This is a genomic window from Bacillus fungorum (assembly GCF_002746455.1).
Classification (GTDB): domain Bacteria; phylum Bacillota; class Bacilli; order Bacillales; family Bacillaceae_G; genus Bacillus_A; species Bacillus_A fungorum.
Map to the genome: position 1 here is coordinate 52,934 of NZ_NWUW01000001.1, position 24,748 is coordinate 77,681.

Here is a 24,748-nt window from a genome sequence, read left to right on the forward strand (position 1 = left end):
AGTGAGTATGAGTTGCAAGGACAATGGGGCTATGTTGCAATCTCGTTTATAATAGGGATTGCAATTGCCTTCTCCTCTTCAGTTGTATTGCTGATTTGTTGTCTCGTTTTATATGTTTTCTTTTGTTTGTATCGTACTTCGCGTAAAACCTTCCTTTATTGTATGATAGTGTGTTTTAGTGGCGCTATGTACACCGCGTATGTTCAAGTGCAAAACAAGCCTCTAGGGGAGTCCTACGAAGCTACAAGAGGAGTGATACATAATACACCTCTTATTAACGGGGATCGCCTATCATTTCAAGTTGAAGATCAGAATAAAAATATAGTACAGTTAAGTTACAAAATTAAATCAGCCTCGGAAAAGAAACAATTGCGACAATTACATGCAGGAGTATCATGTATATTCGAAGGTGAGAGGAAAGAACCACAGATAGCTCGGAATTTTCATGGTTTTAATTATCGTGATTATTTGTATAAACAAAATATTCATTTCATATTGGAGGCTACATATATTTCTGAATGCCATAAAACATCATTGTCACTCGTGCAATGGATTCTTCTTTTGAGACAGCAAGCAATCTCGAGAGTTACAGAAATGTTTCCAGAGCAATCAGGTGCTTTTATAAATGCATTAGTATTTGGTGATCGACAACAAATGACATTTGAAGTTGAAGAGCAATATCAACAATTTGGTCTTGTGCATTTGTTGGCGATTTCAGGATCGCATATCGTATTGTTAATGGTGATCGTGTATTTTATTTTGCTAAGAAGTGGTGTGACGAGGGAGATAGCAACAGTATGCCTTATCTTCTGTATTCCGCTATATATGATTTTAGCAGGAGCGTCACCGTCTGTTATAAGAGCTTCTATAACAGGAGTTTTAATGTTAATTGCTTTTATGTGTTCTATTCGTTTATCTGGCTTAGATGCTTTAAGTATAACAGCTATATGTATGCTTATATTTGATCCGTATCTTGTGTTTAATATTGGTTTTCAGTTTTCTTTCGTTGGTAGTTTTGCTTTACTTTTATCTGCCCCGCTTTTAATAGAGAGTAGTAATGGAGTAATTCGAAATTCTATTTATATTTCTTTCATTTCACAGCTCGTCAGCACTCCGATTTTACTATATCACTTCGGCTATTTTTCTCCATATAGTATTTTTTTGAATATCCTATACGTTCCGTTTTTATCTTTCATTGTATTGCCGTGTAGTATTGTTATTTTGATATGTATACCGATCATCCCATTTCTTGCAAAAGGACTTGCGAATGTACTATCAATAGGTTTGAATCTTTCTAATGATTTTCTCAGTTACTGTGAAAGCTTACCCTTTATCCGCCTTAATTTCGGGCAAACACCCATACTTCTTGTAGCCTTATATTGCGTGAGTATTATTAGTGTATTGATGGTTTGGGAAAGGCGGATGTCGAAAGGGAGTATGTTTATAGCCTCGGGTATATTTCTTTTTATTTGTACATGTCATTATGTGTATCCGTATTTTCGGGAAAGCGGGAGTGTTACGTTTCTTGATGTTGGACAGGGAGACGCAATATTAATTCGCCTTCCGTACGATAAAGAGGTTTACCTCATTGATACTGGTGGAACAATTCGTGTAAACAAGGAAGAATGGCAACGGAAAAAGCATGAATTTTCTGTTGGAAATGATATTTTAATCCCTTATTTACAAAAGGAAGGTATTAAAACAATCGATAAATTAATCGTAACGCATGGAGATGCGGATCATATAGGTGCTGCACAAGAGTTATTAGCAAACATAACTGTAAAAGAAGTTGTATTTGGCCGAAAGGAACAAGAGGCAATATTAGAAAAAGTAGTAAAGAAACAGGCGTTAGAAAAGGCAGTGAAAATAAGTGAAGTGGGGGGAGGAGAGAGTTGGAGTGTAAATGAAGCGGAATTTTTCGTACTAGCTCCAACAGGAAAAGAAAGAAGTGAAAATAATGCTTCGATTGTAATATGGGCAAAATTAGGAGGGGTAACGTGGCTGTTTACAGGTGATTTAGAAGAAGAAGGAGAGAAGTTTTTAGTAACTACGTATCCAGATTTACGGGCAGATGTTTTAAAGGTTGCTCATCACGGAAGTAATACGTCATCTATAATGCCTTTTCTGAGCACCGTACAGCCTAATATAGCGATTATTTCTGTCGGTGAGCGTAATAGGTATGGGCACCCTCATAAGGAAGTTATAGAGCGTTTTGAGAAGATGGGGATTGAAATATGGCGCACGGATAAGCAAGGTGCTATTTCCTATATTTTTAAAGGGGAAAACGGAACCTTTTGTAGCAAAATCACATATGATGAAACACATAATAGATAAAAAAAAGACTGCCAGTAAGCAGCAGTCTTTAAGAACCGATAAATTTAATAACAGTTGCAATGATGAAAAGTGTTGCGAAAAAACCAAATGAGACGATAAATCCTACCCCTGAATCAATAGCGTCATTGCGTTTACTTTGAACGTTTTGTTCAAAATTATTCATTTAGAATCCCTCCCCAACATTCCACTTTAGTATAAAATATTGTCAGAAAAAAATCTACAATTTCCATAGGAAGAGAAATCGAGCGTTTTACTGCTTTTAGATCATGAAGTAACGTGAGTTTTTTTGTTTCCAAGCATGTTAACAGTTGGCACTTATACTCGAATTTTTATTGTGAATAATAAAGGGAAGGTGATTACCGCACACCAATAAGAAACCCGGGGCTTATTGCGTGGCGTTTAATATAAATAAAGGGACGGGTTATACAGCCTGTTCCTTTGTACTTGTAAAACAAAAGCTAGGGCATTAGTATAAATATATATTGCCAAGTTAGGGAGTAGGAAAAAGTATGAGTGATATACATAAAAAGATTAAAAAGAAGCAGTTTGCTCCGTTGTATTTACTGTATGGAACGGAAGCGTTTTTTATAAATGAAACGATAAAGCTTATTACAACAGAAGCGCTTGAAGAGGAAGATCGTGAGTTTAATGTTGTGACATATGATTTAGAAGAAGCGTATTTAGAAGATGTGGTTGAGGATGCACGTACACTTCCTTTTTTTGGAGAGCGTAAAGTGTTATTAATAAAATCACCACTATTTTTAACTTCACAAAAAGAAAAGTTAGAGCAAAATATAAAAATTTTAGAAGAATATATTGGGGAGCCTTCTCCGTTTTCTATTCTTGTTTTTGTTGCGCCTTACGAAAAACTTGATGAACGAAAAAAAATTACAAAACTATTAAAGAAAACAGCGGATATAGTAGAAGCGAATGCGATGCAAGTGCAGGATGTTCAAAAGTGGATTGTAGCTCGTGCAGATGAAGTGCATGTACATATTGATAATGCAGCTGTTAGTTTGTTGTTAGAGCTTGTGGGAAGTAATGTAACGATGTTGGCGAAGGAAATGGACAAGTTAACGTTATACGTCGGTATGGGCGGAGAGATTACACCGAGACTGGTTGCAGAGCTTGTGCCAAAATCAGTTGAACAAAATGTGTTTGCTTTAACAGAAAAAGTAGTGAAAAAAGATATTGCAGGTGCGATGCAAATTTTGGATGGATTATTTACGCAGCAGGAGGAACCGATTAAATTGCTTGCGTTATTAGTGAGTCAATTCCGCTTGCTGCATCAAGTGAAGGAGTTACAGCAGCGTGGTTATGGACAAAATCAAATTGCGTCTCATATTGGTGTGCATCCATACCGTGTAAAATTGGCGATGAATCAAACGAAGTTTTTCTCTTTTGAAGAATTAAAAAAAGTGATTATAGAATTGGCGGAAGCTGATTATAGTATGAAAACGGGAAAAATGGATAAGAAACTTGTGCTGGAGTTTTTCTTAATGCGGTTAAATCATATGTGATACAAAAAAGTTCATGTGCTTAACACATGAACTTTTTTGTATATAAAAAAACGATCCAAATGGATCGTTTTTTAAACGCCTTACGCGTTTACTTGTTTCGCTAAGCGAGATTTTTGACGAGATGCAGCGTTTTGGTGGATAAGACCTTTACGAGCTGCTTTGTCAAGTTTTTTAGAAGCAGTTTTGAAAGCTTCTTTAGCATTTTCAAGATCGTTATTAGTAACTAAAGCTTCTACAGTTTTAACAGCAGAACGCATGTCAGACTTGATAGAAGCGTTATGTGCACGACGCTCTTCGCTAAGTTTAGCGCGTTTGATAGCAGATTTGATGTTTGCCATACTTTTCACCTCCCTGGTGCAATCGAATGACTCGATTCTTAACATAGAACAAGTGATATTCTATCAAACGGTGAAGAGAATTGCAATAGTATATCAATGAAATTTCACGTAAAGGAAAGAATGACCTTATATAACTTTGGGAAATCTAACGATATTTACTATGAATGACGGAGGAGATACGATGAAAGAACCATTAGATTTAAGTAAATATAGTGTTAGAACTGACCTTGCTGTAGAGGCGCATCAAATGTTGCAAGAGCGCCAAGAAGAGCAAAAAGGGATACAAGGCGTTATTGTAAAAGAGAGGGAAGAAGAAGGTATTACCATTACGAAAGTAACGATTGATGAAATTGCATCTGAGTCGATGGGTAAAAAACCTGGGAATTATTTAACACTTGAAGTGCAAGGTATACGTCAACAAGATACAGAACTGCAACAAAAAGTAGAGCGCGTTTTTGCAAAAGAATTTTCTTATTTCTTAGAAGAGGTTGGTGTTACAAAAGAAGCGAGCTGTTTAATTGTCGGTCTTGGGAATTGGAATGTCACGCCAGATGCCCTTGGGCCGATAGTTGTAGAAAATGTATTGGTAACGAGACATTTGTTTCAATTGCAGCCTGAAAGTGTAGAAGAAGGGTTTAGGCCTGTTAGTGCCATCCGTCCAGGGGTAATGGGAATTACGGGAATTGAAACGAGCGATGTCATTTATGGAATCATCGAGAAGACAAAGCCAGAATTTGTCATTGCAATTGATGCCTTAGCTGCCCGTTCGATTGAACGAGTAAATAGCACGATACAAATTTCTGATACAGGAATTCATCCTGGATCAGGTGTTGGGAATAAACGTAAGGAACTCAGTAAAGAAACGCTAGGTATTCCTGTTATCGCAATAGGTGTTCCGACTGTGGTCGACGCTGTCTCGATTACAAGTGATACAATTGATTTTATTTTGAAACATTTTGGCCGGGAGATGAAAGAAGGGCACAAGCCTTCACGTTCTTTGTTGCCAGCCGGTTTTACATTTGGAGAAAAGAAAAAATTAACAGAAGAAGATATGCCAGATGAAAAGAGCCGGAATATGTTTTTAGGTGCTGTAGGTACGTTGGAAGATGAAGAAAAGAGAAAATTAATTTACGAAGTGCTATCTCCTCTTGGACATAATTTAATGGTGACGCCAAAAGAAGTAGATGCTTTTATAGAGGATATGGCAAATGTAATAGCAAGTGGTTTAAATGCAGCGTTGCATCATCAAATTGACCAAGATAATACAGGAGCATATACACATTGATGGGAAGAGACGATAATCGTTTAAGCCGTTTTTCGCTTTTATGTATATGTAGTGCGGCCATATGTTTACTTATGGTGATAGCAGGGGTGGCACTTGCAAATCATGGTTTGAAAAGTATGAAAGGTTATCAGCAAATGTCGTATGAACAAATCGCTCATATGACAGGAACAAAAGGTGAGGCCGCTGAATCAGAAATTTTGGAGAGTTCGTTTTCTGCTACTGAAAAACAAAAACAATTAGAAAGCTTAAAAAGTTTTAATGTTGTAGAAGGAATGGGTATGGCGATAGCAAGTGTTGCCTACGAAATAACAAAGTTTGGAACAGATATAGTTGTTGGGAAAGTAAAAGGGATTTTTAGTTAAGAGTCAAACGGAGGACGGTTGTTTTACAGATTTGTAAGACGACCGTTTTTTAATTTGAAAAAGGTTTGTCTCTTATGGTTTGTTCGCATAAGATATAGATAGAATGATTTGTATTGTAAGCAGCACGAGTTTTCATTGAATCTTTGCTGCTCTATTGATATAATCAGTGCTAGTGTATATTGGCGAGACTATTAGGAGTTGAGAACATAGATGAACAAAGAAGAAAGAGCAAAAAGACAGTCCAAAATTCGTAATTTCTCTATCATTGCTCATATTGACCACGGAAAATCAACGTTAGCAGACCGTATTTTAGAGAAAACAAACGCGTTAACACAACGTGAAATGAAAGCTCAGTTGCTTGACTCTATGGATTTAGAGCGTGAGCGTGGTATTACAATTAAATTAAATGCAGTACAATTAAACTATAAAGCAAAAGACGGTGAAGAATATATTCTTCACTTAATTGATACACCAGGACACGTCGATTTTACGTACGAAGTATCTCGTAGTTTAGCGGCTTGTGAAGGTGCAATTCTTGTAGTAGATGCAGCGCAAGGTATTGAAGCACAAACGTTAGCAAACGTATACTTAGCGCTTGATAACAATTTAGAAATTTTACCGGTTATTAATAAAATCGACTTACCAAGTGCAGACCCAGAGCGTGTACGCCAAGAGGTAGAAGATGTAATCGGTTTAGATGCATCAGAAGCTGTACTTGCTTCAGCGAAAGCTGGAATTGGTATTGAAGAAATTCTAGAACAAATTGTTGAGAAAGTACCAGCTCCGGCGGGTGATTCAGAAGATCCGTTACAATGTATGATTTTCGACTCTTTATATGATCCATACCGCGGTGTAATTGCTTATATCCGTGTTGTAAATGGAACGGTAAAAGTTGGCGATAAAGTACGTATGATGGCAACTGGTAAAGAGTTTGAAGTAACAGAAGTAGGTGTATTTACACCGAAGACTACCCAGCGTGACGAGTTAACTGTAGGTGATGTAGGATTCTTAGCGGCATCGATTAAAAATGTTGGTGACACACGCGTTGGTGATACGATTACACACGCAAAACGTCCAGCTGCAGAGCCGTTAGCAGGTTATCGTAAATTAAACCCAATGGTATTCTGTGGTTTATATCCGATTGATTCTGCACGTTACAACGACTTACGTGATGCGTTAGAAAAATTAGAGTTAAACGATTCTGCACTTGAGTTTGAACCAGAAACATCTCAAGCGCTAGGATTTGGTTTCCGTTGTGGTTTCTTAGGACTACTTCATATGGAAATCATTCAAGAGCGTATTGAACGTGAATTTAAAATCGACTTAATTACAACAGCGCCGAGCGTTATTTATAAAGTTTATTTAACGAACGGTGAAGATGTTATTGTTGATAATCCATCTAATATGCCAGATCCACAGTCCATCGATCGTGTAGAAGAGCCGTTTGTGAAGGCTTCAATTATGGTTCCGAATGACTATGTTGGAGCTGTAATGGAAATTTGTCAAGGTAAACGTGGAACGTTTATTGATATGCAATATTTAGATGAAACACGTGTTACATTAACGTATGAAATCCCGTTATCAGAAATCGTATATGACTTCTTCGATCAATTAAAATCAAATACGAAAGGGTATGCATCATTTGACTACGAGTTAATTGGTTATAAACCATCTAAACTTGTGAAAATGGATATTCTTTTAAATAATGAACAAGTGGATGCTTTATCATTTATCGTACACCGTGATTCAGCGTATGACCGTGGTAAAGTAATTGTAGAGAAATTGAAAGAATTAATTCCGAGACAACAGTTCGAAGTGCCAATTCAGGCGACTATCGGAAACAAAGTTGTAGCACGTTCTACAATTAAGGCGATGCGTAAAAACGTACTTGCAAAATGTTACGGTGGTGACATTTCTCGTAAGCGTAAACTTCTTGATAAGCAAAAAGAAGGTAAAAAACGTATGAAGTCTGTTGGTTCTGTAGAAGTACCGCAAGAAGCATTCATGGCTGTACTGAAAATGGATGATAACTAATATTTGAAATAAAAAAGAAGTCGTTTATACGGCTTCTTTTTTCTGTATAATTACTTTTTAGACATCTGAGCAGCTCTCATTTACAATAGTGAGAGAGCTTTTTAGTTCATACAGAGTTAGGAGATTGTTAATGTCCGAAAATATTCGAAAAGATATTCAAAATAAAATACAAAATGGTAATTTTAATTGTGAAAAGGAATTGACGCTTTCTATTATTAGCGGGAAATGGAAAGTTGTAATACTTTGGCATCTTGGTGTGGAAGGGCCGCATCGTTTTAGTGAATTACAACGGTTATTCCCAAGCATTTCTCATAAAGTTTTGTCGAATCAATTAAAAGAGTTAATGGAGGATGGGATTGTTGATCGAACAGTGTATCCAGAAATTCCTCCTCGCGTTGAGTATTATATGACGGAACTAGGCATGTCACTGTTACCAATCGTTGAAATGATGTATGATTGGGGAAAAATGAGAATGGAACAAATTCGTAATACGTTAGAGAAGTAAAGAATCCTCCGGAGTGCGGAGGTTTTCTTTTTAGAAAGGTAGGAGTTATATTTGGTACAAGCTGCATACATTCATATCCCGTTTTGTCAGCATATTTGTCACTATTGTGATTTTAATAAAGTGTTTATTGAACGCCAACCAGTTAATCAATATTTAGATTATTTAGAGAAAGAAATAATAAATACGGTTCAAAAGGTACCGTTTGATAGTATGAAAACGATTTTTGTTGGTGGAGGAACTCCGACAGCGTTAAATATGGAGCAGACAAAAAAGTTACTTGATATTATAAATCGTCGTTTACGTCCGTTTGCCCCAAATTGTGAATTAACATTTGAAGCGAATCCAGGTGATTTACCGAAAGAGAAGTTACATGTATTGCTAGAAGGTGGAGTGAACCGAATTAGTTTTGGTGTGCAAACATTTCGAGATGAACTTCTTGAGAAAATTGGGCGTAAGCATACGAGAGAAGATGCGTTTGTAGCAATTAGAGAAGCGCAGGAAGTGGGCTTCAAAAATATAAATGTAGATATTATTTATGCTCTGCCAGGGCAGACGATAGAAGATGTAAAAGAAACATTAGACGTTGCTTTTACACTTGGTGTACAGCATTTCTCGGCCTATTCATTAATTGTGGAACCGAAAACTGTGTTTTATAACTTAATGAATAAAGGGAAATTAAGACTTCCAGGTGAAGACCATGAAGCGAAAATGTACGAAATGGTAATGGATGAAATGGAGAAACACGGTTATAACCAGTACGAAATTAGTAATTTCTCAAAAGGTAACAATAAAAGTAGACATAATCTCACATACTGGAATAATGAAGAGTATTATGGATTTGGAGCTGGAGCTCATAGTTATGTGAATGGGGAACGTATTCAAAATGTGGGTCCGCTGAAGCAATATTTCAATAAAATTGATGAAACTGGATTTCCGTATCTAGATGTTCACGCGGTGACGGAGAAAGAAAGAATGGAAGAAGAACTGTTCTTAGGGCTTCGAAAAACAAAAGGTGTTTCTAAACCGGCGTTCCGCAATAAATTTAATGTGGAGATGGATCAAGTTTTCGCTAAGCAGTTACAAAGGAACGAAGAAAAAGGATTGCTTGAAGAGAGCGAAGGGTATGTGCGTTTAACGCGAAAAGGAAAATTATTAGGGAATGAAGTATTCCAATCATTTTTGATTGACTAATTAAATGTTCCATAAACGTGAAAAAGTTTCATTATTTCGTGACGTTTCCGTTGACAATTGAATGTCAATTTTGGTAAGTTATTAATAGATTTAGCACTCGAAGACAAAGAGTGCTAACAGAGGTGATGATGAGATGCTTACGGAACGTCAGCTCTTAATTTTACAAACAATTATTGATGACTTTATTGGATCAGCGCAACCTGTTGGGTCAAGGACGTTGGCTAAGAAAGATGAAATTACATTTAGTTCAGCTACTATTCGAAATGAAATGGCTGATTTAGAGGAACTAGGATTTATTGAAAAAACGCACAGTTCTTCTGGACGTGTTCCTTCTGAAAAAGGATATCGTTTTTATGTAGACCATCTTTTAGCGCCGCAAAACTTACCGAAAGATGAAATTGTACAAATTAAAGATTTATTTGCTGAAAGAATTTTTGAAGCGGAAAAGATTGCACAGCAATCGGCTCAAATTTTATCAGACCTTACGAATTATACGGCCATTGTTCTTGGACCGAAGTTAAGCACAAATAAACTTAAAAACGTACAAATTGTACCGCTCGATCGTCAAACTGCAGTCGCTATTATTGTAACGGATACAGGGCATGTACAAAGCAAAACGATTACCGTTTCGGAATCTGTTGATTTATCAGATTTAGAAAAAATGGTTAATATTTTAAATGAAAAGCTATCGGGTGTACCAATGTCGGAACTGCATAACAAAATCTTTAAGGAGATTGTCACAGTTTTACGTGGGTATGTTCATAATTATGATAGTGCAATAAAAATGTTAGATGGTACATTTCAAGTTCCTTTATCGGAAAAGATATACTTTGGAGGAAAAGCAAATATGCTTTCACAGCCAGAGTTCCATGACATTCACAAAGTAAGATCCTTGCTGACGATGATTGATAATGAAGCCGAGTTTTATGACATTTTGCGTCATAAACAAGTCGGTATTCAAGTGAAAATTGGTAGGGAAAACTCTGCGACTGCTATGGAGGATTGTAGTTTAATTTCTGCAACATATTCGATTGGAGAAGAACAGCTTGGAACAATTGCTATTTTAGGTCCGACGAGAATGCAATACTCTCGGGTAATTAGTTTGTTACAGTTATTTACGAGACAATTTACTGATGGACTTAAAAAGTAAATGAGAGTAATACATTCGCTCAAGTAATGGAATTTTCATTGCTGTGTGTAATATATAATGCTTAGGTAATTGTGTTCAACATGATACCTAATACCTTTTAAGGAGGTGAATATTGTGGAAGAGCGTAACGAACAAGTGGTAGAAGAAGTGAAAGAAGCGCAAGTTGAAGAAGCTGTCACGCCAGAAAACAGTGAAAAAGCTGTAGAAGAAAAAAGTGAGGCTGCTCTTTTACAAGAAAAAGTAGATGAGTTACAAGCGAAACTAACGGAAACGGAAGGTCGCACACTACGTCTACAAGCTGATTTTGAAAATTATAAGCGCCGCGTCCAAATGGATAAACAGGCTGCTGAAAAATATAGAGCACAAAGTCTAGTTTCAGATATTTTGCCAGCTCTTGATAATTTTGAAAGAGCGATGCAAGTGGAAGCAACTGATGAGCAAACGAAATCCTTGTTACAAGGTATGGAAATGGTGCATCGTCAATTGCTAGAAGCGTTGACTAAAGAAGGTGTTGAAGTGATTGAAGCTGTTGGTAAACAGTTTGATCCTAATGAACACCAAGCTATTATGCAAGTGGAAGACAGTGAATTTGAATCAAACGCGGTAGTTGAAGAATTCCAAAAAGGTTATAAACTAAAAGACCGTGTGATTCGCCCATCAATGGTAAAAGTAAATCAATAATTTACATAAAAGTAGGAGGATTCGCCATGAGTAAAATTATCGGTATTGACTTAGGTACAACAAACTCTTGTGTAGCTGTTATGGAAGGTGGAGAACCAAAGGTTATCCCAAATCCAGAAGGAAACCGTACAACACCTTCTGTTGTAGCTTTCAAAAATGAAGAGCGTCAAGTTGGGGAAGTTGCAAAGCGTCAAGCAATTACAAACCCAAATACAATCATGTCTGTTAAACGTCATATGGGTACAGACTACAAAGTAGAAGTTGAAGGTAAAGATTATACACCTCAAGAAATTTCTGCAATCATCTTACAAAACTTAAAAGCTTCTGCTGAAGCATACTTAGGTGAAACAGTAACGAAAGCTGTTATTACAGTACCTGCATACTTCAACGATGCAGAACGTCAAGCAACAAAAGATGCTGGTCGTATCGCTGGTTTAGAAGTTGAGCGTATCATTAACGAACCAACAGCAGCAGCGCTTGCTTACGGTTTAGAAAAACAAGATGAAGAGCAAAAAATCTTAGTATATGACTTAGGTGGCGGTACATTTGACGTATCTATCCTTGAGTTAGCAGACGGAACATTCGAAGTTATTTCGACTGCTGGTGACAACCGTCTTGGTGGAGATGACTTTGACCAAGTTATTATTGACCACTTAGTGGCTGAGTTCAAAAAAGAAAATAACATTGATTTAAGCCAAGATAAAATGGCGCTTCAACGTTTGAAAGATGCAGCTGAAAAAGCGAAAAAAGATCTTTCTGGCGTAACACAAACACAAATTTCATTACCATTCATTAGTGCTGGAGCTGCTGGTCCATTACACTTAGAATTAACATTAACAAGAGCGAAATTCGAAGAGCTTTCAGCAGGTCTTGTTGAAAGAACTCTAGAGCCAACTCGTCGTGCATTAAAAGACGCTGGTTTTGCTCCAAGCGAATTAGATAAAGTTATCCTTGTTGGTGGATCTACTCGTATCCCAGCTGTACAAGAAGCTATTAAACGTGAAACTGGTAAAGAACCATATAAAGGTGTAAACCCTGATGAAGTTGTAGCGTTAGGTGCTGCAGTTCAAGGTGGCGTACTTACTGGTGATGTAGAAGGCGTACTATTATTAGACGTAACTCCACTTTCTTTAGGTATTGAAACTATGGGTGGCGTGTTCACGAAATTAATCGAGCGTAACACTACAATTCCAACAAGTAAGTCACAAGTATTCTCAACAGCTGCTGATAACCAACCAGCAGTAGACATTCACGTATTACAAGGTGAGCGTCCAATGTCAGCCGACAACAAAACATTAGGTCGTTTCCAATTAACAGACCTTCCACCAGCACCACGTGGTATTCCACAAATCGAAGTAACATTCGATATTGATGCGAACGGTATTGTTAACGTACGTGCGAAAGATTTAGGAACAAGCAAAGAGCAAGCTATTACAATCCAATCTTCTTCAGGTCTTTCTGATGAAGAAGTAGAACGTATGGTACAAGAAGCAGAAGCAAATGCTGACGCTGACCAAAAACGTAAGGAAGAAGTTGAACTTCGTAACGAAGCTGACCAACTTGTATTCCAAACGGACAAAGTTGTAAAAGATTTAGAAGGTAAAGTGGATGCTGCTGAAGTTGCAAAAGCAACAGAAGCGAAAGAAGCATTACAAGCGGCGATTGAGAAGAACGAGCTTGAGGAAATCCGTGCGAAAAAAGACGCTTTACAAGAAATCGTACAACAATTAACTGTTAAATTATATGAGCAAGCTCAAGCAGCTGCAGGGCAAGCAGAAGGTGCACAAGGAGCACAAGATGCTGGCGCGAAGAAAGACAATGTAGTAGACGCTGAGTTTGAAGAAGTAAAAGAAGATAAGTAATAATAAATAAGTAAGATGACAAAAAGTCAAAGTCAAGCGTGCCTTGGCTTTGGCTTTTTTCACGAATGAGGAGAAAAGTGTGAGGTTCTTAAGTTTTTTACTTTGCATACTGTAAGTGAGGAAACTTTGTTGCAAAGCACTTTCTTTCGGTGTTAAAATTACGTTTATGTGAAAGATTCGGGGGTTGTAAATTTATGAGTAAACGAGATTATTATGAGGTCCTTGGACTTAGCAAGGGTGCTTCAAAAGATGAAATAAAAAAAGCGTATCGTCGTTTGGCTAAAAAATACCATCCAGACGTAAGTAAAGAAGAAAATGCAATTGAAAAGTTTAAAGAAGTACAAGAAGCATACGAAGTATTAAGCGACGATCAAAAGCGTGCGCAATATGATCAATTTGGTCATGCTGGTGCAAATCAAGGTTTCGGTGGCTTTGGCGGCGGCGGAGGAGACTTCGGCGGTGGCTTCGGTTTTGAAGATATCTTTAGTTCATTCTTTGGCGGCGGTGGCGGCAGACGTCGTGATCCAAATGCTCCGCGTCAAGGTGCTGACTTACAATATCAAGTCACTTTAGATTTTGAAGAAGCAATTTTTGGTAAAGAGTTAAATGTTGAGATTCCAGTAGAAGATCCATGTGATACTTGTAAAGGTAGCGGGGCAAAACCAGGAACTTCAAAAGAAACATGTAAACATTGTTCAGGATCAGGGCAAGTAAGTGTAGAACAAAATACACCATTTGGTCGTATCGTAAACCGTCAAGCTTGTGGTCATTGTTCAGGAACTGGTCAAATGATTAAAGAAAAATGTACGACATGTCATGGTTCTGGTAAAGTTCGTAAACGTAAAAAAATTAACGTTAAAATTCCGGCGGGTATCGATAATGGTCAACAAATTCGTGTATCTGGAAAAGGTGAAGCGGGCGTAAATGGCGGGCCAGCAGGAGATTTATATGTTGTTGTTCATGTAAGAAATCATGAATTCTTTGAGCGCGAAGGAGATCACATTATTTGCGAAATGCCATTAACGTTTGCGCAAATGGCACTTGGTGCTGAAGTAGAAGTTCCTACTGTTCATGGGAAAGTGAAGCTGAAAATTCCAGCAGGAACACAAACAGGAACAGAATTCCGCTTAAAAGGAAAAGGTGCTCCGAACGTACGTGGATACGGTCAAGGAGATCAATATGTAGTCGTGCGTGTTGTTGTACCGACGAAATTAACTTCACATCAAAAAGATTTATTACGTGAATTTGCAGGACAAGAAGAGCAAGATGATAGTTTATTCGGAAAGCTTAAACGTGCTTTCAAAGGGGAATAATGGAAATAAAAAATGGAGTTGGTAAATTGTGAAATGGTCAGAAATTAGTATTCATACAACAGAAGAAGCAGTAGAAGCTGTCTCTCATATTTTACATGAAGCTGGTGCTAGTGGAGTTGCGATTGAGGACCCAGCGGAGTTGACGAAAGAGCGCGAGCAACAATATGGTGAAATTTATGCATTGAATCCAGATGAGTATCCGGCGGAAGGTGTGTTAATAAAAGCATATTTCCCGCAAACGGATTCTTTACATGAAACAATTGCAGGTGTAAAATCATCTATTGATGTGCTTCCATCTTACGACATCGAAATTGGTACTGGGAACATTACCGTTAACGAAGTCAATGAAGAAGATTGGGCTACTGCTTGGAAAAAATATTACCATCCAGTACAAATTTCTGATACATTCACAATTGTACCGACTTGGGAAGAATATACACCATCTTCTCCGGAAGAAAAAATTATTGAATTAGATCCAGGTATGGCGTTTGGGACAGGAACTCATCCAACAACAACGATGTGTATCCGTGCTTTAGAAAAAATGGTACAGCCAGGTGATACTATCATTGATGTAGGAACAGGTTCTGGTGTACTGAGTATTGCAGCAGCAAAATTAGGTGCGTCTTCCGTTCAAGCATATGATTTAGATCCAGTTGCAGTTGAAAGTGCAGAAATGAATGTGCGTTTAAATAAAACAGATGACGTCGTGTCTGTTGGGCAAAATAGTCTTTTAGAAGGTATTGAAGGTCCTGTTGATTTAATCGTAGCTAACTTATTAGCAGAAATTATTCTTTTATTCCCTGAAGATGCAGCAAGAGTTGTGAAGTCAGGTGGATTATTTATTACATCGGGCATTATTGCTACGAAGGAAAAAGTAATTTCTGAGGCGCTAGAAAAAGCTGGATTTACAATTGAAGAAGTGTTAAGAATGGAAGATTGGGTAGCAATTATTGCACGAAATGCGTAATATAGATTTTAGTTTATAATGAAAAGGGGAGTCTCTCACTATAAGGTGAGGGACTTGCCGTTTGTTATATGAAAAATGATACCGTTTCGTTCCTTTCGTAAGTGTTGACTTACGAAAGAAACGAAACTCTACTAAGGTGATTATATGCAACGTTATTTTGTAGAAGAGAAATATGTAAATGAAACAAATATTCGCATTGTAGGTGATGACGTACATCATATCGCAAGAGTGATGCGTATGTCAGCTGGTGATCACATTTATTGCTGTGTAAACGGAAAAACAGCAGTATGTTCAATTGATGAAATTACCAGTGAATTTATTAATACGGCTATTGTAGAATGGGTAGAGGCGTCAAGTGAACTTCCGGTTTTCGTGACGATTGCAAGTGGACTGCCGAAAGGAGACAAGCTAGAGTTAATTTTCCAAAAAGGAACTGAGCTTGGGGCAGCTGCATTCTTACCATTTCAAGCATCTCGCTCTATCGTAAAATGGGATGCGAAAAAAGCTGATAAAAAAGTTGAGCGTTTAAGAAAAATTGTGAAAGAAGCGGCGGAACAATCACATAGAAGTGAAATTCCAGAAGTACATGCTCCGGCATCGTTTAAACAATTGCTTTCAATGAGTGGTGAGTATGATGTTTGTCTTGTTGCTTACGAAGAGGAAGCGAAACAAGGCGAGAAATCTAATTTTGCGAAAGCTTTAACGACGATGAAACTAGGTCAAAAGCTATTGATTGTATTTGGCCCAGAAGGTGGTTTAGCTGAGGAAGAGATTACAGCGCTTTGTGAACATAAATTTGTACCATGTAGTTTAGGACCAAGAATTTTAAGAACAGAAACGGCGCCATTATATGCGTTAAGTGCTGCTTCGTATCATTTTGAATTGATGGGGTGATGATCAATGTCAACTGTTGCGTTCCATACGTTAGGTTGTAAAGTAAACCACTATGAAACAGAAGCCATTTGGCAATTGTTTAAACAAGGTGGATATGAAAGAACTGAATATGAAAAGAAAGCTGATGTATATGTTATTAATACGTGTACAGTAACGAATACGGGAGATAAGAAAAGTCGTCAAGTTATTAGACGTGCTGTCCGTCAAAACCCGGATGCGGTTATTTGTGTAACGGGATGTTATGCACAAACATCTCCAGCGGAAATTATGGCGATTCCAGGTGTAGACATTGTAGTTGGTACACAGGATCGTGAAAAGATGTTAGGATACATCGAAGAATTCCGCAAAGAGCGTCAACCAATTAACGCTGTCCGCAACATTATGAAAACACGTGTATACGAAGAACTGGATGTACCTTACTTCACGGATCGTACACGTGCATCTTTAAAAATACAAGAAGGTTGTAATAACTTCTGTACATTCTGTATTATTCCTTGGGCACGTGGTTTAATGCGTTCTCGTGATGGGAAAGAAGTTATTAAACAAGCGCAGCAATTAGTAGATGCAGGTTATAAAGAAATCGTATTAACAGGTATTCATACAGGTGGGTACGGTGAAGATATTAAAGATTATAACTTAGCTGGATTACTTCGTGATATGGAAGCGGAAGTAGGCGGATTAAAACGCCTTCGTATTTCTTCAATTGAAGCGAGTCAGATTTCAGATGAAGTAATTGAAGTGTTAGATAAGTCTGAAGTAGTTGTACGTCACTTACACATTCCGTTGCAATCTGGATCGAATACTGTATTAAAGCGTATGCGTCGTAAGTATACGATGGAATTTTTCCAAGAGCGTTTAGATCGTTTGAAAGAAGCATTACCAGGCCTCGCGATTACATCGGACGTAATCGTTGGTTTCCCAGGTGAAACAGAAGAAGAATTCATGGAAACATACAATTTCATTAAAGAAAATCGCTTCTCTGAGTTACACGTATTCCCTTATTCAAAACGTACAGGAACACCTGCAGCACGCATGGAAGATCAAGTTCCTGAAGATGTGAAGAACGATCGTGTTCACCGTTTAATTGAACTATCTAATCAATTAGCGAAAGAGTATGCTTCACAGTTTGAAGGGGAAGTACTTGAAATTATTCCAGAAGAACAATTTAAAGAGGGCGATCGTGAAGGGTTATATGTAGGTTATACAGATAACTACTTGAAAATTGTATTTGAAGGATCAGAAGAATTAATTGGTAAACTAGTGAAAGTGAAAATCACGAAAGCTGGTTATCCATATAACGAAGCGCAATTTGTTCGTGTTCTTGAAGATGATGTGAAAAAAGAATCAGCAAGCGCATAAAGTGAAACTGTAATCAGTGGGGGGGCATCCCCTGCTGATTATCAGCCCTCACCAATCGGGCCCTGACTGCCCGGCAAATAGCGGGATAAAAAAGCATGCAAACGGAAACGATCTGCATGCTTTCTTTTTTAGTGGAGAAGTTAAGTGCTGAAAATGTACGAAATGAGTAGTTGTTTCGTACATTCCTGCATGAAACAAGGTGTAATGACAAAAATATATTTGTCTTCAGGGGAAAAGATAACAGCTATCTGCACAGTTTTTGAAAAAGGAAGAGCATCTATTCCTCTTTTATTCTGCCAAATAGTTGACCTGAAGTGATAAAATGTATTATAATCGTAAAAGACATGCTGAAGAAGTGTTTCTTTTTGCATGCTGAAGTTAGTATGTAAGTGTGATGTTTCGGAGGGAGGGAAAGAGAATGTCAAAAACAGTCGTTCGTAAAAACGAGTCTTTGGAGGATGCACTTCGCCGTTTTAAAAGATCGGTTTCTAAAACTGGTACACTTGCTGAAGCAAGAAAGCGCGAGTTTTATGAAAAACCAAGTGTAAAACGTAAGAAGAAATCTGAAGCGGCAAGAAAGCGTAAATTCTAAGAGAGGGTGTAAGTTATGAGTCTTCTCGGTCGTTTAAACGATGATATGAAACAAGCGATGAAGAATAAACAAAAAGAAAAATTAACCGTCATTCGTATGGTTAAGGCTGCTTTACAAAATGAAGGTATTAAACTGCAACATACTCTTACTGAAGAAGAGGAAATAACAGTTTTAGCTCGTGAAGTAAAACAGTATAAGGACTCCCTCCTTGAATTTAAAAAAGCTGGTCGTGAAGACCTTGTTGATAAACTGCAAAGTGAAATTCAGATTTTAAGCGCATATTTGCCAGAGCAATTAACTGAAGAAGAGCTGGTTGATGTAATCAAACAAGTTATTTCTGAAGTTGGTGCAACTTCTAAAGCAGATATGGGTAAGGTGATGACTGCTGTTATGCCGAAAGTAAAAGGTAAAACAGATGGATCACTTGTGAATAAGCTGGTTATCCAGCTATTAGCATAAAAAAACGTCTCATTTCGTATGAGACGTTTTTTTATGCTTTTTTTCAGTTTGGACGTGATATTACAAGCTCTTTTTTCATACATATGGGATGAGAGGGGGTCTTTTGAGATGAAAAAATTAGAACAAATGAAGAATTGGTTAACGAAGCAAATAGACCTGCCAGTGGATGTGCTAATGGATCTACCTCGGATCACGCTTGTTGGGCAAGTGCATATCTATATAGAAAATCATCGAGGTTTATTAGTGTTTTCAGATAAAGAAGTAAGATTGTTGTTAAAGCACGGTCAATTATTAATTAAGGGGCAATCCTTTGTTATTAAAACAATCCTTCCGGAAGAGCTTTTGCTGGAAGGGATAATTGAGCAAGTGACGTTTTTAGAAGAAGAAAAGAAAGAGAAGTGAGGGAAACTTCCGTATGTGAAGTTTTTCTTCTTTATTCTAACGATTTGACCCTACTATTTAGTTTACCCCGCTATTTAGACAATAAAACTCTTTATTTCATTTTCGTACGAGCTATTTTGCTAATTAAAGTGAAAAGTAGTGTGTCTACTTTTGGAAAGGTAGTGAAGGTAGTAGATGAAAAATAAATGGTTTATAAAGTGGCTTGGATATGTAAAGGTACGAATTGAAGGTAGAGGAGCGGAACGGTTCGTTAACGAATGTGTGCGTAGGAATTTATTAGTTTGGGACGTTAAGAAGATTGCTGATGAAACGTTAGTTTTTTGTATGCTATTACGAGATGTGAAAAAAATAAAACCGATTTATAGAAAAAATGAGTGCAAACTATATTTTATTGGGCGTTACGGTTTTCCTTTTTTGAATAAGCGCTTAATTAAAAATAGTGGATTCTTAATTGGTTTTTTAATTTTCTTCTTTGGCATGATTGCATTATCAAATATGGTTTGGAAAATTGAAATTACAGGAGCAAAACCTGAAACAGAATATATATTGATGAAAGAATTGGACAAAATGGGTATTAAAAAAGGGAAATTACAGTTCCAAATGCCTAGTGTCGAAGATGTACAACGTCATTTGACAGACAATATTAATGCAATTACTTGGGCGGGACTAGAAATAAGAGGAACGACGTACCATTTTAAAATTGTTGAAAAAAACGAACCGAAAAAAGAAAAGGAACAAAGGCCGCAAAATTTAGTTGCAAAAAAAGAAGCAATTGTTACAAAAACATTTGTTGAAGTAGGAAAACCAGTCGTCCTAAAAAATGATCATGTAGAAAAAGGGCAGCTTCTCGTATCAGGGATATATGGTAATGAGGAGAGCCCGACGGTTGTTTCGGCGAAAGGTATTGTATATGGGGAAACGTGGTACACATCTAAGGTGAACGTGCCGCTGAAGACACAATTTCAAGTATATACTGGCAATGTGTATAAGGAGCATTACCTTACATTTGGGAGTGCGAAAATAAAAATATGGGGATTTCAACATGATAAGTATAAGCGCTCTCGTACGGAAAGTGTAAAGCATGATGTGAAATTATTTGGTTTTACACTGCCGATTGCATATGAAAAAGATATAGTGCGAGAAGAGGAAGAAGCGAACCGGGAATATACAGAAAAACAGGCAATGAAAGTAGCGAAAGAGATGGCTGAAAAAGAAATAAAGAAAAAATTGGATGAACATGCTATGATTGTAAGTGATAAGATTTTGAGTAAAGAGGTTGAGGCGGATCAACTAAAAGTCACATTGCATTATACTGTGATTGAAAATATTGCAGAGCCACAACCAATATCCGAATCCGATATTCAAGGAGACTGAGTAATGGCAGAACAATTAGTAGAAATGAACCAACAATTGGAAAATACTAACGAAGCAATCGCTCTTTTTGGAGTCAATGATGCTCATTTGAAAGTAATTGAACGGGAACTGAATGTATCGATTGTAACTAGAGGTGAAACTGTTCATGCATCTGGAGCAGTTGAAACTGTGACACTCGTAGAAAAAATCTTACAGCAATTACTTGTTGTTATTCGAAAAGGTGTATCAATTACAGAAAGAGATGTTGCGTATGCAATTCAGCTCGCACAACAAGGGAAAATTGCTCAATTTGAAGAGTTATATGAGGAAGAAATCTTTAAAACGGCAAAAGGTAAATCCATTCGTGTAAAAACAATGGGGCAAAGAAGATATATTCATGCAATGAAGAAAAATGATATTGTATTTGGAATAGGACCTGCTGGAACTGGGAAAACATACTTAGCTGTAGTAATGGCTGTAAGAGCTTTAAAGCAAGGGTATGTAAAGAAAATCATTTTAACAAGACCGGCTGTAGAAGCTGGAGAAAGTTTAGGTTTTTTACCAGGTGATTTGAAAGAGAAGGTAGATCCGTATTTACGTCCATTGTATGATGCCCTGCACGATATTCTTGGACAAGAATATACGCAGCGTATGATGGAGAGAGGTGTAATTGAAATCGCACCTCTTGCTTATATGAGGGGGCGTACGCTCGATGATTCATTTGTTATTTTAGATGAAGCACAAAATACAACGGGTGCACAAATAAAAATGTTTTTAACAAGATTAGGTTTTAGTTCTAAAATGGTTATTACGGGGGACCCTTCACAAGTAGACTTACCAAAAGGGGTAAAATCAGGGCTTACGCTAGCTGCTAACATTTTATCTGATGTATCAGGTCTTTCATTCATTACATTAGAACAAACGGACGTTGTGAGGCATCCACTGGTGCAACGTATTATTGAGGCATATGATAAAATGGAATGATCCTATTTGTCAGGATCATTTCTTTTTGTATTAAGGTTGGCGAACGGCATATTTTTTACTATCATAAAAGATAAGAGAAATAAACTATAGGTACTGGTGTATAAAATGTTACCTAAAAGTATCGTTGGTTAGAAGAAATGAAAGCTATAAATAGTTTCACTTTATTTCTGGAGAGGAGAAGGTATTGAAATCATGTTAAGATCTCAAGAAATTTCTAAGTGGTTTCGTAATTTACAACATTCGAAAAAACTAAGTTGGATTTCTTACGTTTTATTAGGAGCAGTGCTGTTTTTTGCACTTATGAATAATGTGAAACCAGAGCAATTAGATGTTGATATGTATTCTATTGCGAAAAAAACAATTCACTCTCCTATTAAAATTGAAGATAAGGTTATAACGGACAGAAAAAAACAAGAGGCCGCTCAAAAAGTCGGGGATCAATATACATATAGAAGTGAATATAAACAAAATAGAGTTGATATTGTAAATGATGTTTTTGCTAAGGTAAATGAAGTAATTCAGGAGATGAAAGCTGCTGGACCTGAAGAGCAAAAAAAGATGACAGATGCTAATAAATTAGAAAAGTTGAAGAAGAAGTTGCCAGCTAATTTAACAAAGGAACTATCTGATGAGATTTTATTATACTTTATTAATTCAGAACAGGATCAATTAGAATTAGCAAAGAACGCTGCTTTAACGTCTGTTAGTGTTATTATGGGTGGAAATATTAAAATGTCTGAAGAAATGGCAGCAAAAGAGCGATTTGTTAATGAAATGAAAAGCCTAAATGTGAATAGCGGATTGAAGGAAGCTGTTAATGCGCTAGGATCATATGCGATTACAGCAAATTATTTTTATGATCCGGCTGTAACGAAAGAGAAGAAGAAAGCGGAAGAAGATTTAGTTCCACCTGTTTACATTCTTCAAGGACAAGTTATTGTTAGAGAAGGTGAAACAATTTCAAGTGATATGTATAATCAGTTGAAATTAGTCGGTTTATTAGAGAAAGGTAATAGTTTTCAGCCTTATGTTGGATTAGCGGTGCTCATTGGTGTGTTACTATACTTTATGCATAAGCAATTTGAAGTGTTTTTACAGCGGAAAAGAGAAGATAGACCGTACATTTTAGCGTATATCACAATTTTGTCTATCACGATTGTTTTAATGAAAATTATTAGTTTGTTTCAAAAGCTTGAATATGCAGGAATTGCGTATGTTGTCCCAGTTGCGATGGGAACAATACTTGTAAAACTAATGATTGGTGATCGGTTTGTATTTTTAACAAGTATGATTTTTTCTGTGTGCGGAAGTATTATGTTTAATGAAGGAGTAACAAGTACACTAAATTATAGTGTAGGTATTTATGTGTTATTAAGTTCATTATCAGTGAGTATTTTCTTAAGAGAAAAAAATCGTCGTACGATGATTTTACAAGCTGGTATACTCGTTTCTATCTTAAATGTAGTCGTCTTGGCGGCGTTATTATTATTACGTAATGGGAATTTTTCACCTCTTGAAATTGGTACGCAATTATTAATGGCTTCCCTTTCAGGAGTTATCTCATCCGTTTTAGCTATGGGGATATTACCATATTTAGAAAGTGGACTTGGAATTGTATCAAGTATGAAGCTTATGGAATTATCAAGTCCGAATCATCCGCTTTTGCGTAGAATTTTGTTAGAAGCGCCAGGAACATATCACCATAGTGTAATGGTAGCGAATCTTGCTGAGGCGGCTTGTGAAGCAGTTGGAGCAAATGGTGTATTAGCGCGTGTAGGGGCGTATTATCATGATGTAGGAAAAACAGTAAAACCGCAATTCTTTATTGAAAACCAGATGGGAATTGAAAATCCACATGATAAATTAGATCCTGTGACGAGTAAAGATATTATCATTGCTCATGTAACAGATGGAGTGAAAATGCTCGAAGAATACCATATTCCGCAAGAAATTATTGATATTGCTGGACAACATCATGGTACAACACTACTTAAATATTTTTATTATAAGGCGATTAAAGAAGATAAAGAAAAATATACAGAAGAGATGTTCCGTTATCCGGGATCAAAAGCAACTTCTAAAGAATCGGCAATTGTTGGTATTGCTGATAGTGTAGAGGCGGCGGTACGTTCTATGAATCACCCAACGCCAGATCAAATTAATAATTTAGTACAAAGTATTATTAAAGATCGTCTGCAAGATGGGCAATTTAGTGAATGTGATTTGACATTTAAAGAACTACAAATCGTTGGAAAAACGTTATGTGAAACGTTAAATGGTATTTTCCATTCGCGTATTACATATCCGGAACCACCGGAAGAGAAGGAGAAAGAATGAGTTTATTAATTGATTTTATTGATGAAACAGAAGAAGTGAAAGAAGAATATGTGAATTTAATTCGAGAGATATTAGGAAAAGCAGCTCAAATGGAAAAAATAGAGGATGGTGCGGAGTTATCAGTGACATTTGTAGATAACGAACGCATTCGCGAGATTAATCGTGATTACCGAGATAAGGATCAGCCTACTGATGTCATTTCCTTTGCTATGGAAGAAATGGGAGAAGGGGAAATGGAAATTGTAGGTGTAGAGATGCCGCGTATGTTAGGTGACCTTATTATTTCTATTCCGAGAGCGAAAGAACAAGCTGAAGAGTATGGACATTCTTTTGATCGTGAACTTGGCTTTTTAGCGTTACATGGCTTTTTACATTTACTTGGTTATGACCACATGACAGAAGAAGATGAAAAAGAAATGTTTGGAAGACAAAAAGAAATTTTAGAAGCATTTGGATTAGGACGATGAAAAAAGGAAAACTTATAGATAGTTTTGGGTATGCTATAGCAGGTGTATTCTTTTGCCTTCGTCACGAAAGAAATATGAAAATTCATTATTTAGCCGCAGTCATTGTTATATGCTGCGGCTTTTATTTCCATATTACGAAAGTAGAGTGGATGGTTTTACTTATTGTAATAGGAATTGTAATGAGTTTAGAAATGGTAAATACAGCTGTGGAAAAAACAGTAGATTTAGCGACTACCGATATACATCCGTTTGCGAAAATTGCAAAGGATGTCGCAGCGGGAGCAGTTTTATTGTTTGCTATAATAGCTGTTATAATTGGTGCTATTATCTTTTTACCGTATGTGGTATAGTTGCATTCC

General features: G+C 36.9%; 24 protein-coding genes. 22 read left to right on the forward strand and 2 right to left on the reverse strand.

Going from position 1 to position 24,748, the window contains the following annotated elements; all coding sequences use genetic code 11:
* The first annotated feature begins 12 nt into the window (after positions 1–12).
* The gene (locus CO726_RS00315) at positions 13–2,334 is read left to right on the forward strand and encodes a DNA internalization-related competence protein ComEC/Rec2 (protein ID WP_099682973.1); all 2,322 of its coding nucleotides are present in this window, start codon (positions 13–15) and stop codon (positions 2,332–2,334) included.
* Between the two features lie 28 nt (positions 2,335–2,362).
* Here CO726_RS00315 and CO726_RS00320 read toward each other — a convergent pair whose 3' ends face one another.
* Positions 2,363–2,497, reverse strand: a complete 135-nt coding sequence (locus CO726_RS00320) for a YqzM family protein (RefSeq protein WP_001058627.1) — start codon at positions 2,495–2,497, stop codon at positions 2,363–2,365.
* 346 nt (positions 2,498–2,843) lie between these two features.
* Here CO726_RS00320 and holA point away from each other — a divergent pair, with 346 nt between their 5' ends.
* Entirely contained in the window at positions 2,844–3,854 is a 1,011-nt protein-coding gene (gene holA, locus CO726_RS00325) for a DNA polymerase III subunit delta (protein WP_099682974.1), read from the forward strand.
* An 80-nt stretch (positions 3,855–3,934) separates the two neighbouring features.
* On the opposite strand, the gene rpsT is transcribed toward holA, so the two are convergent.
* Complete coding sequence (gene rpsT, locus CO726_RS00330; protein ID WP_001274012.1) at positions 3,935–4,192, reverse strand: 30S ribosomal protein S20; 258 nt, start codon at positions 4,190–4,192, stop codon at positions 3,935–3,937.
* Between the two features lie 181 nt (positions 4,193–4,373).
* Here rpsT and gpr point away from each other — a divergent pair, with 181 nt between their 5' ends.
* The 20 genes from gpr to CO726_RS00440 all read left to right on the forward strand — a co-directional run bounded on the left by gpr (position 4,374) and on the right by CO726_RS00440 (position 24,739).
* Positions 4,374–5,477 (forward strand): GPR endopeptidase, encoded by a 1,104-nt coding sequence (gene gpr / locus CO726_RS00335; RefSeq protein ID WP_099682975.1) that lies wholly within the window; start codon positions 4,374–4,376, stop codon positions 5,475–5,477.
* On the forward strand, positions 5,477–5,839 hold the full coding sequence (locus tag CO726_RS00340) for a YqxA family protein (RefSeq protein WP_136699326.1): 363 nt from the start codon (positions 5,477–5,479) through the stop codon (positions 5,837–5,839). Before gpr ends, CO726_RS00340 begins: the two co-directional genes overlap by 1 nt.
* 210 nt (positions 5,840–6,049) lie before the next feature.
* A complete protein-coding gene (gene lepA, locus CO726_RS00345; RefSeq protein ID WP_099682977.1) occupies positions 6,050–7,873 on the forward strand; it encodes an elongation factor 4 in 1,824 nt (607 codons plus the stop codon).
* Between the two features lie 130 nt (positions 7,874–8,003).
* Positions 8,004–8,378: a winged helix-turn-helix transcriptional regulator gene (locus CO726_RS00350; RefSeq protein ID WP_099682978.1), complete on the forward strand. Its 375-nt coding sequence runs from the start codon at positions 8,004–8,006 to the stop codon at positions 8,376–8,378.
* Positions 8,379–8,429: 51 nt separating this feature from the next.
* Entirely contained in the window at positions 8,430–9,569 is a 1,140-nt protein-coding gene (gene hemW, locus CO726_RS00355; protein WP_098760901.1) for a radical SAM family heme chaperone HemW, read from the forward strand.
* Positions 9,570–9,702: 133 nt separating this feature from the next.
* Entirely contained in the window at positions 9,703–10,719 is a 1,017-nt protein-coding gene (hrcA, locus tag CO726_RS00360; RefSeq protein ID WP_099682979.1) for a heat-inducible transcriptional repressor HrcA, read from the forward strand.
* A gap of 114 nt (positions 10,720–10,833) precedes the next feature.
* Positions 10,834–11,400 carry a nucleotide exchange factor GrpE gene (grpE, locus tag CO726_RS00365; RefSeq protein ID WP_099682980.1) on the forward strand — a complete coding sequence of 189 codons (567 nt, stop codon included), beginning with the start codon at positions 10,834–10,836 and terminating at the stop codon, positions 11,398–11,400.
* A gap of 26 nt (positions 11,401–11,426) precedes the next feature.
* Positions 11,427–13,262 carry a chaperone protein DnaK gene (dnaK, locus tag CO726_RS00370; protein WP_000034700.1) on the forward strand — a complete coding sequence of 612 codons (1,836 nt, stop codon included), beginning with the start codon at positions 11,427–11,429 and terminating at the stop codon, positions 13,260–13,262.
* A gap of 194 nt (positions 13,263–13,456) precedes the next feature.
* Positions 13,457–14,575, forward strand: a complete 1,119-nt coding sequence (dnaJ, locus tag CO726_RS00375; protein WP_099682981.1) for a chaperone protein DnaJ — start codon at positions 13,457–13,459, stop codon at positions 14,573–14,575.
* A 28-nt stretch (positions 14,576–14,603) separates the two neighbouring features.
* On the forward strand, positions 14,604–15,542 hold the full coding sequence (gene prmA / locus CO726_RS00380; protein WP_099682982.1) for a 50S ribosomal protein L11 methyltransferase: 939 nt from the start codon (positions 14,604–14,606) through the stop codon (positions 15,540–15,542).
* A gap of 144 nt (positions 15,543–15,686) precedes the next feature.
* Positions 15,687–16,436 carry a 16S rRNA (uracil(1498)-N(3))-methyltransferase gene (locus CO726_RS00385; protein WP_099682983.1) on the forward strand — a complete coding sequence of 250 codons (750 nt, stop codon included), beginning with the start codon at positions 15,687–15,689 and terminating at the stop codon, positions 16,434–16,436.
* 6 nt (positions 16,437–16,442) lie between these two features.
* A complete protein-coding gene (gene mtaB, locus CO726_RS00390; RefSeq protein ID WP_000108686.1) occupies positions 16,443–17,795 on the forward strand; it encodes a tRNA (N(6)-L-threonylcarbamoyladenosine(37)-C(2))-methylthiotransferase MtaB in 1,353 nt (450 codons plus the stop codon).
* 418 nt (positions 17,796–18,213) lie between these two features.
* Positions 18,214–18,387 (forward strand): 30S ribosomal protein S21, encoded by a 174-nt coding sequence (gene rpsU, locus CO726_RS00400; RefSeq protein ID WP_000048061.1) that lies wholly within the window; start codon positions 18,214–18,216, stop codon positions 18,385–18,387.
* Positions 18,388–18,402: 15 nt separating this feature from the next.
* A complete protein-coding gene (locus tag CO726_RS00405) occupies positions 18,403–18,846 on the forward strand; it encodes a GatB/YqeY domain-containing protein (protein WP_098760894.1) in 444 nt (147 codons plus the stop codon).
* 108 nt (positions 18,847–18,954) lie between these two features.
* Positions 18,955–19,248 carry a sporulation protein YqfC gene (gene yqfC, locus CO726_RS00410; RefSeq protein WP_098760893.1) on the forward strand — a complete coding sequence of 98 codons (294 nt, stop codon included), beginning with the start codon at positions 18,955–18,957 and terminating at the stop codon, positions 19,246–19,248.
* Between the two features lie 174 nt (positions 19,249–19,422).
* Positions 19,423–20,622: a sporulation protein YqfD gene (gene yqfD, locus CO726_RS00420; protein WP_099682985.1), complete on the forward strand. Its 1,200-nt coding sequence runs from the start codon at positions 19,423–19,425 to the stop codon at positions 20,620–20,622.
* A 3-nt stretch (positions 20,623–20,625) separates the two neighbouring features.
* A complete protein-coding gene (locus tag CO726_RS00425; protein WP_098760891.1) occupies positions 20,626–21,585 on the forward strand; it encodes a PhoH family protein in 960 nt (319 codons plus the stop codon).
* A 192-nt stretch (positions 21,586–21,777) separates the two neighbouring features.
* The gene (locus CO726_RS00430; protein ID WP_099682986.1) at positions 21,778–23,922 is read left to right on the forward strand and encodes an HD family phosphohydrolase; all 2,145 of its coding nucleotides are present in this window, start codon (positions 21,778–21,780) and stop codon (positions 23,920–23,922) included.
* Positions 23,919–24,389, forward strand: coding sequence for an rRNA maturation RNase YbeY (ybeY, locus tag CO726_RS00435; RefSeq protein ID WP_000054692.1), 471 nt, complete (start codon positions 23,919–23,921; stop codon positions 24,387–24,389). The genes CO726_RS00430 and ybeY overlap by 4 nt, the downstream gene beginning before the upstream one ends.
* Positions 24,386–24,739 (forward strand): diacylglycerol kinase family protein, encoded by a 354-nt coding sequence (locus tag CO726_RS00440; RefSeq protein ID WP_060632302.1) that lies wholly within the window; start codon positions 24,386–24,388, stop codon positions 24,737–24,739. The genes ybeY and CO726_RS00440 overlap by 4 nt, the downstream gene beginning before the upstream one ends.
* Positions 24,740–24,748 lie beyond the last annotated feature (9 nt).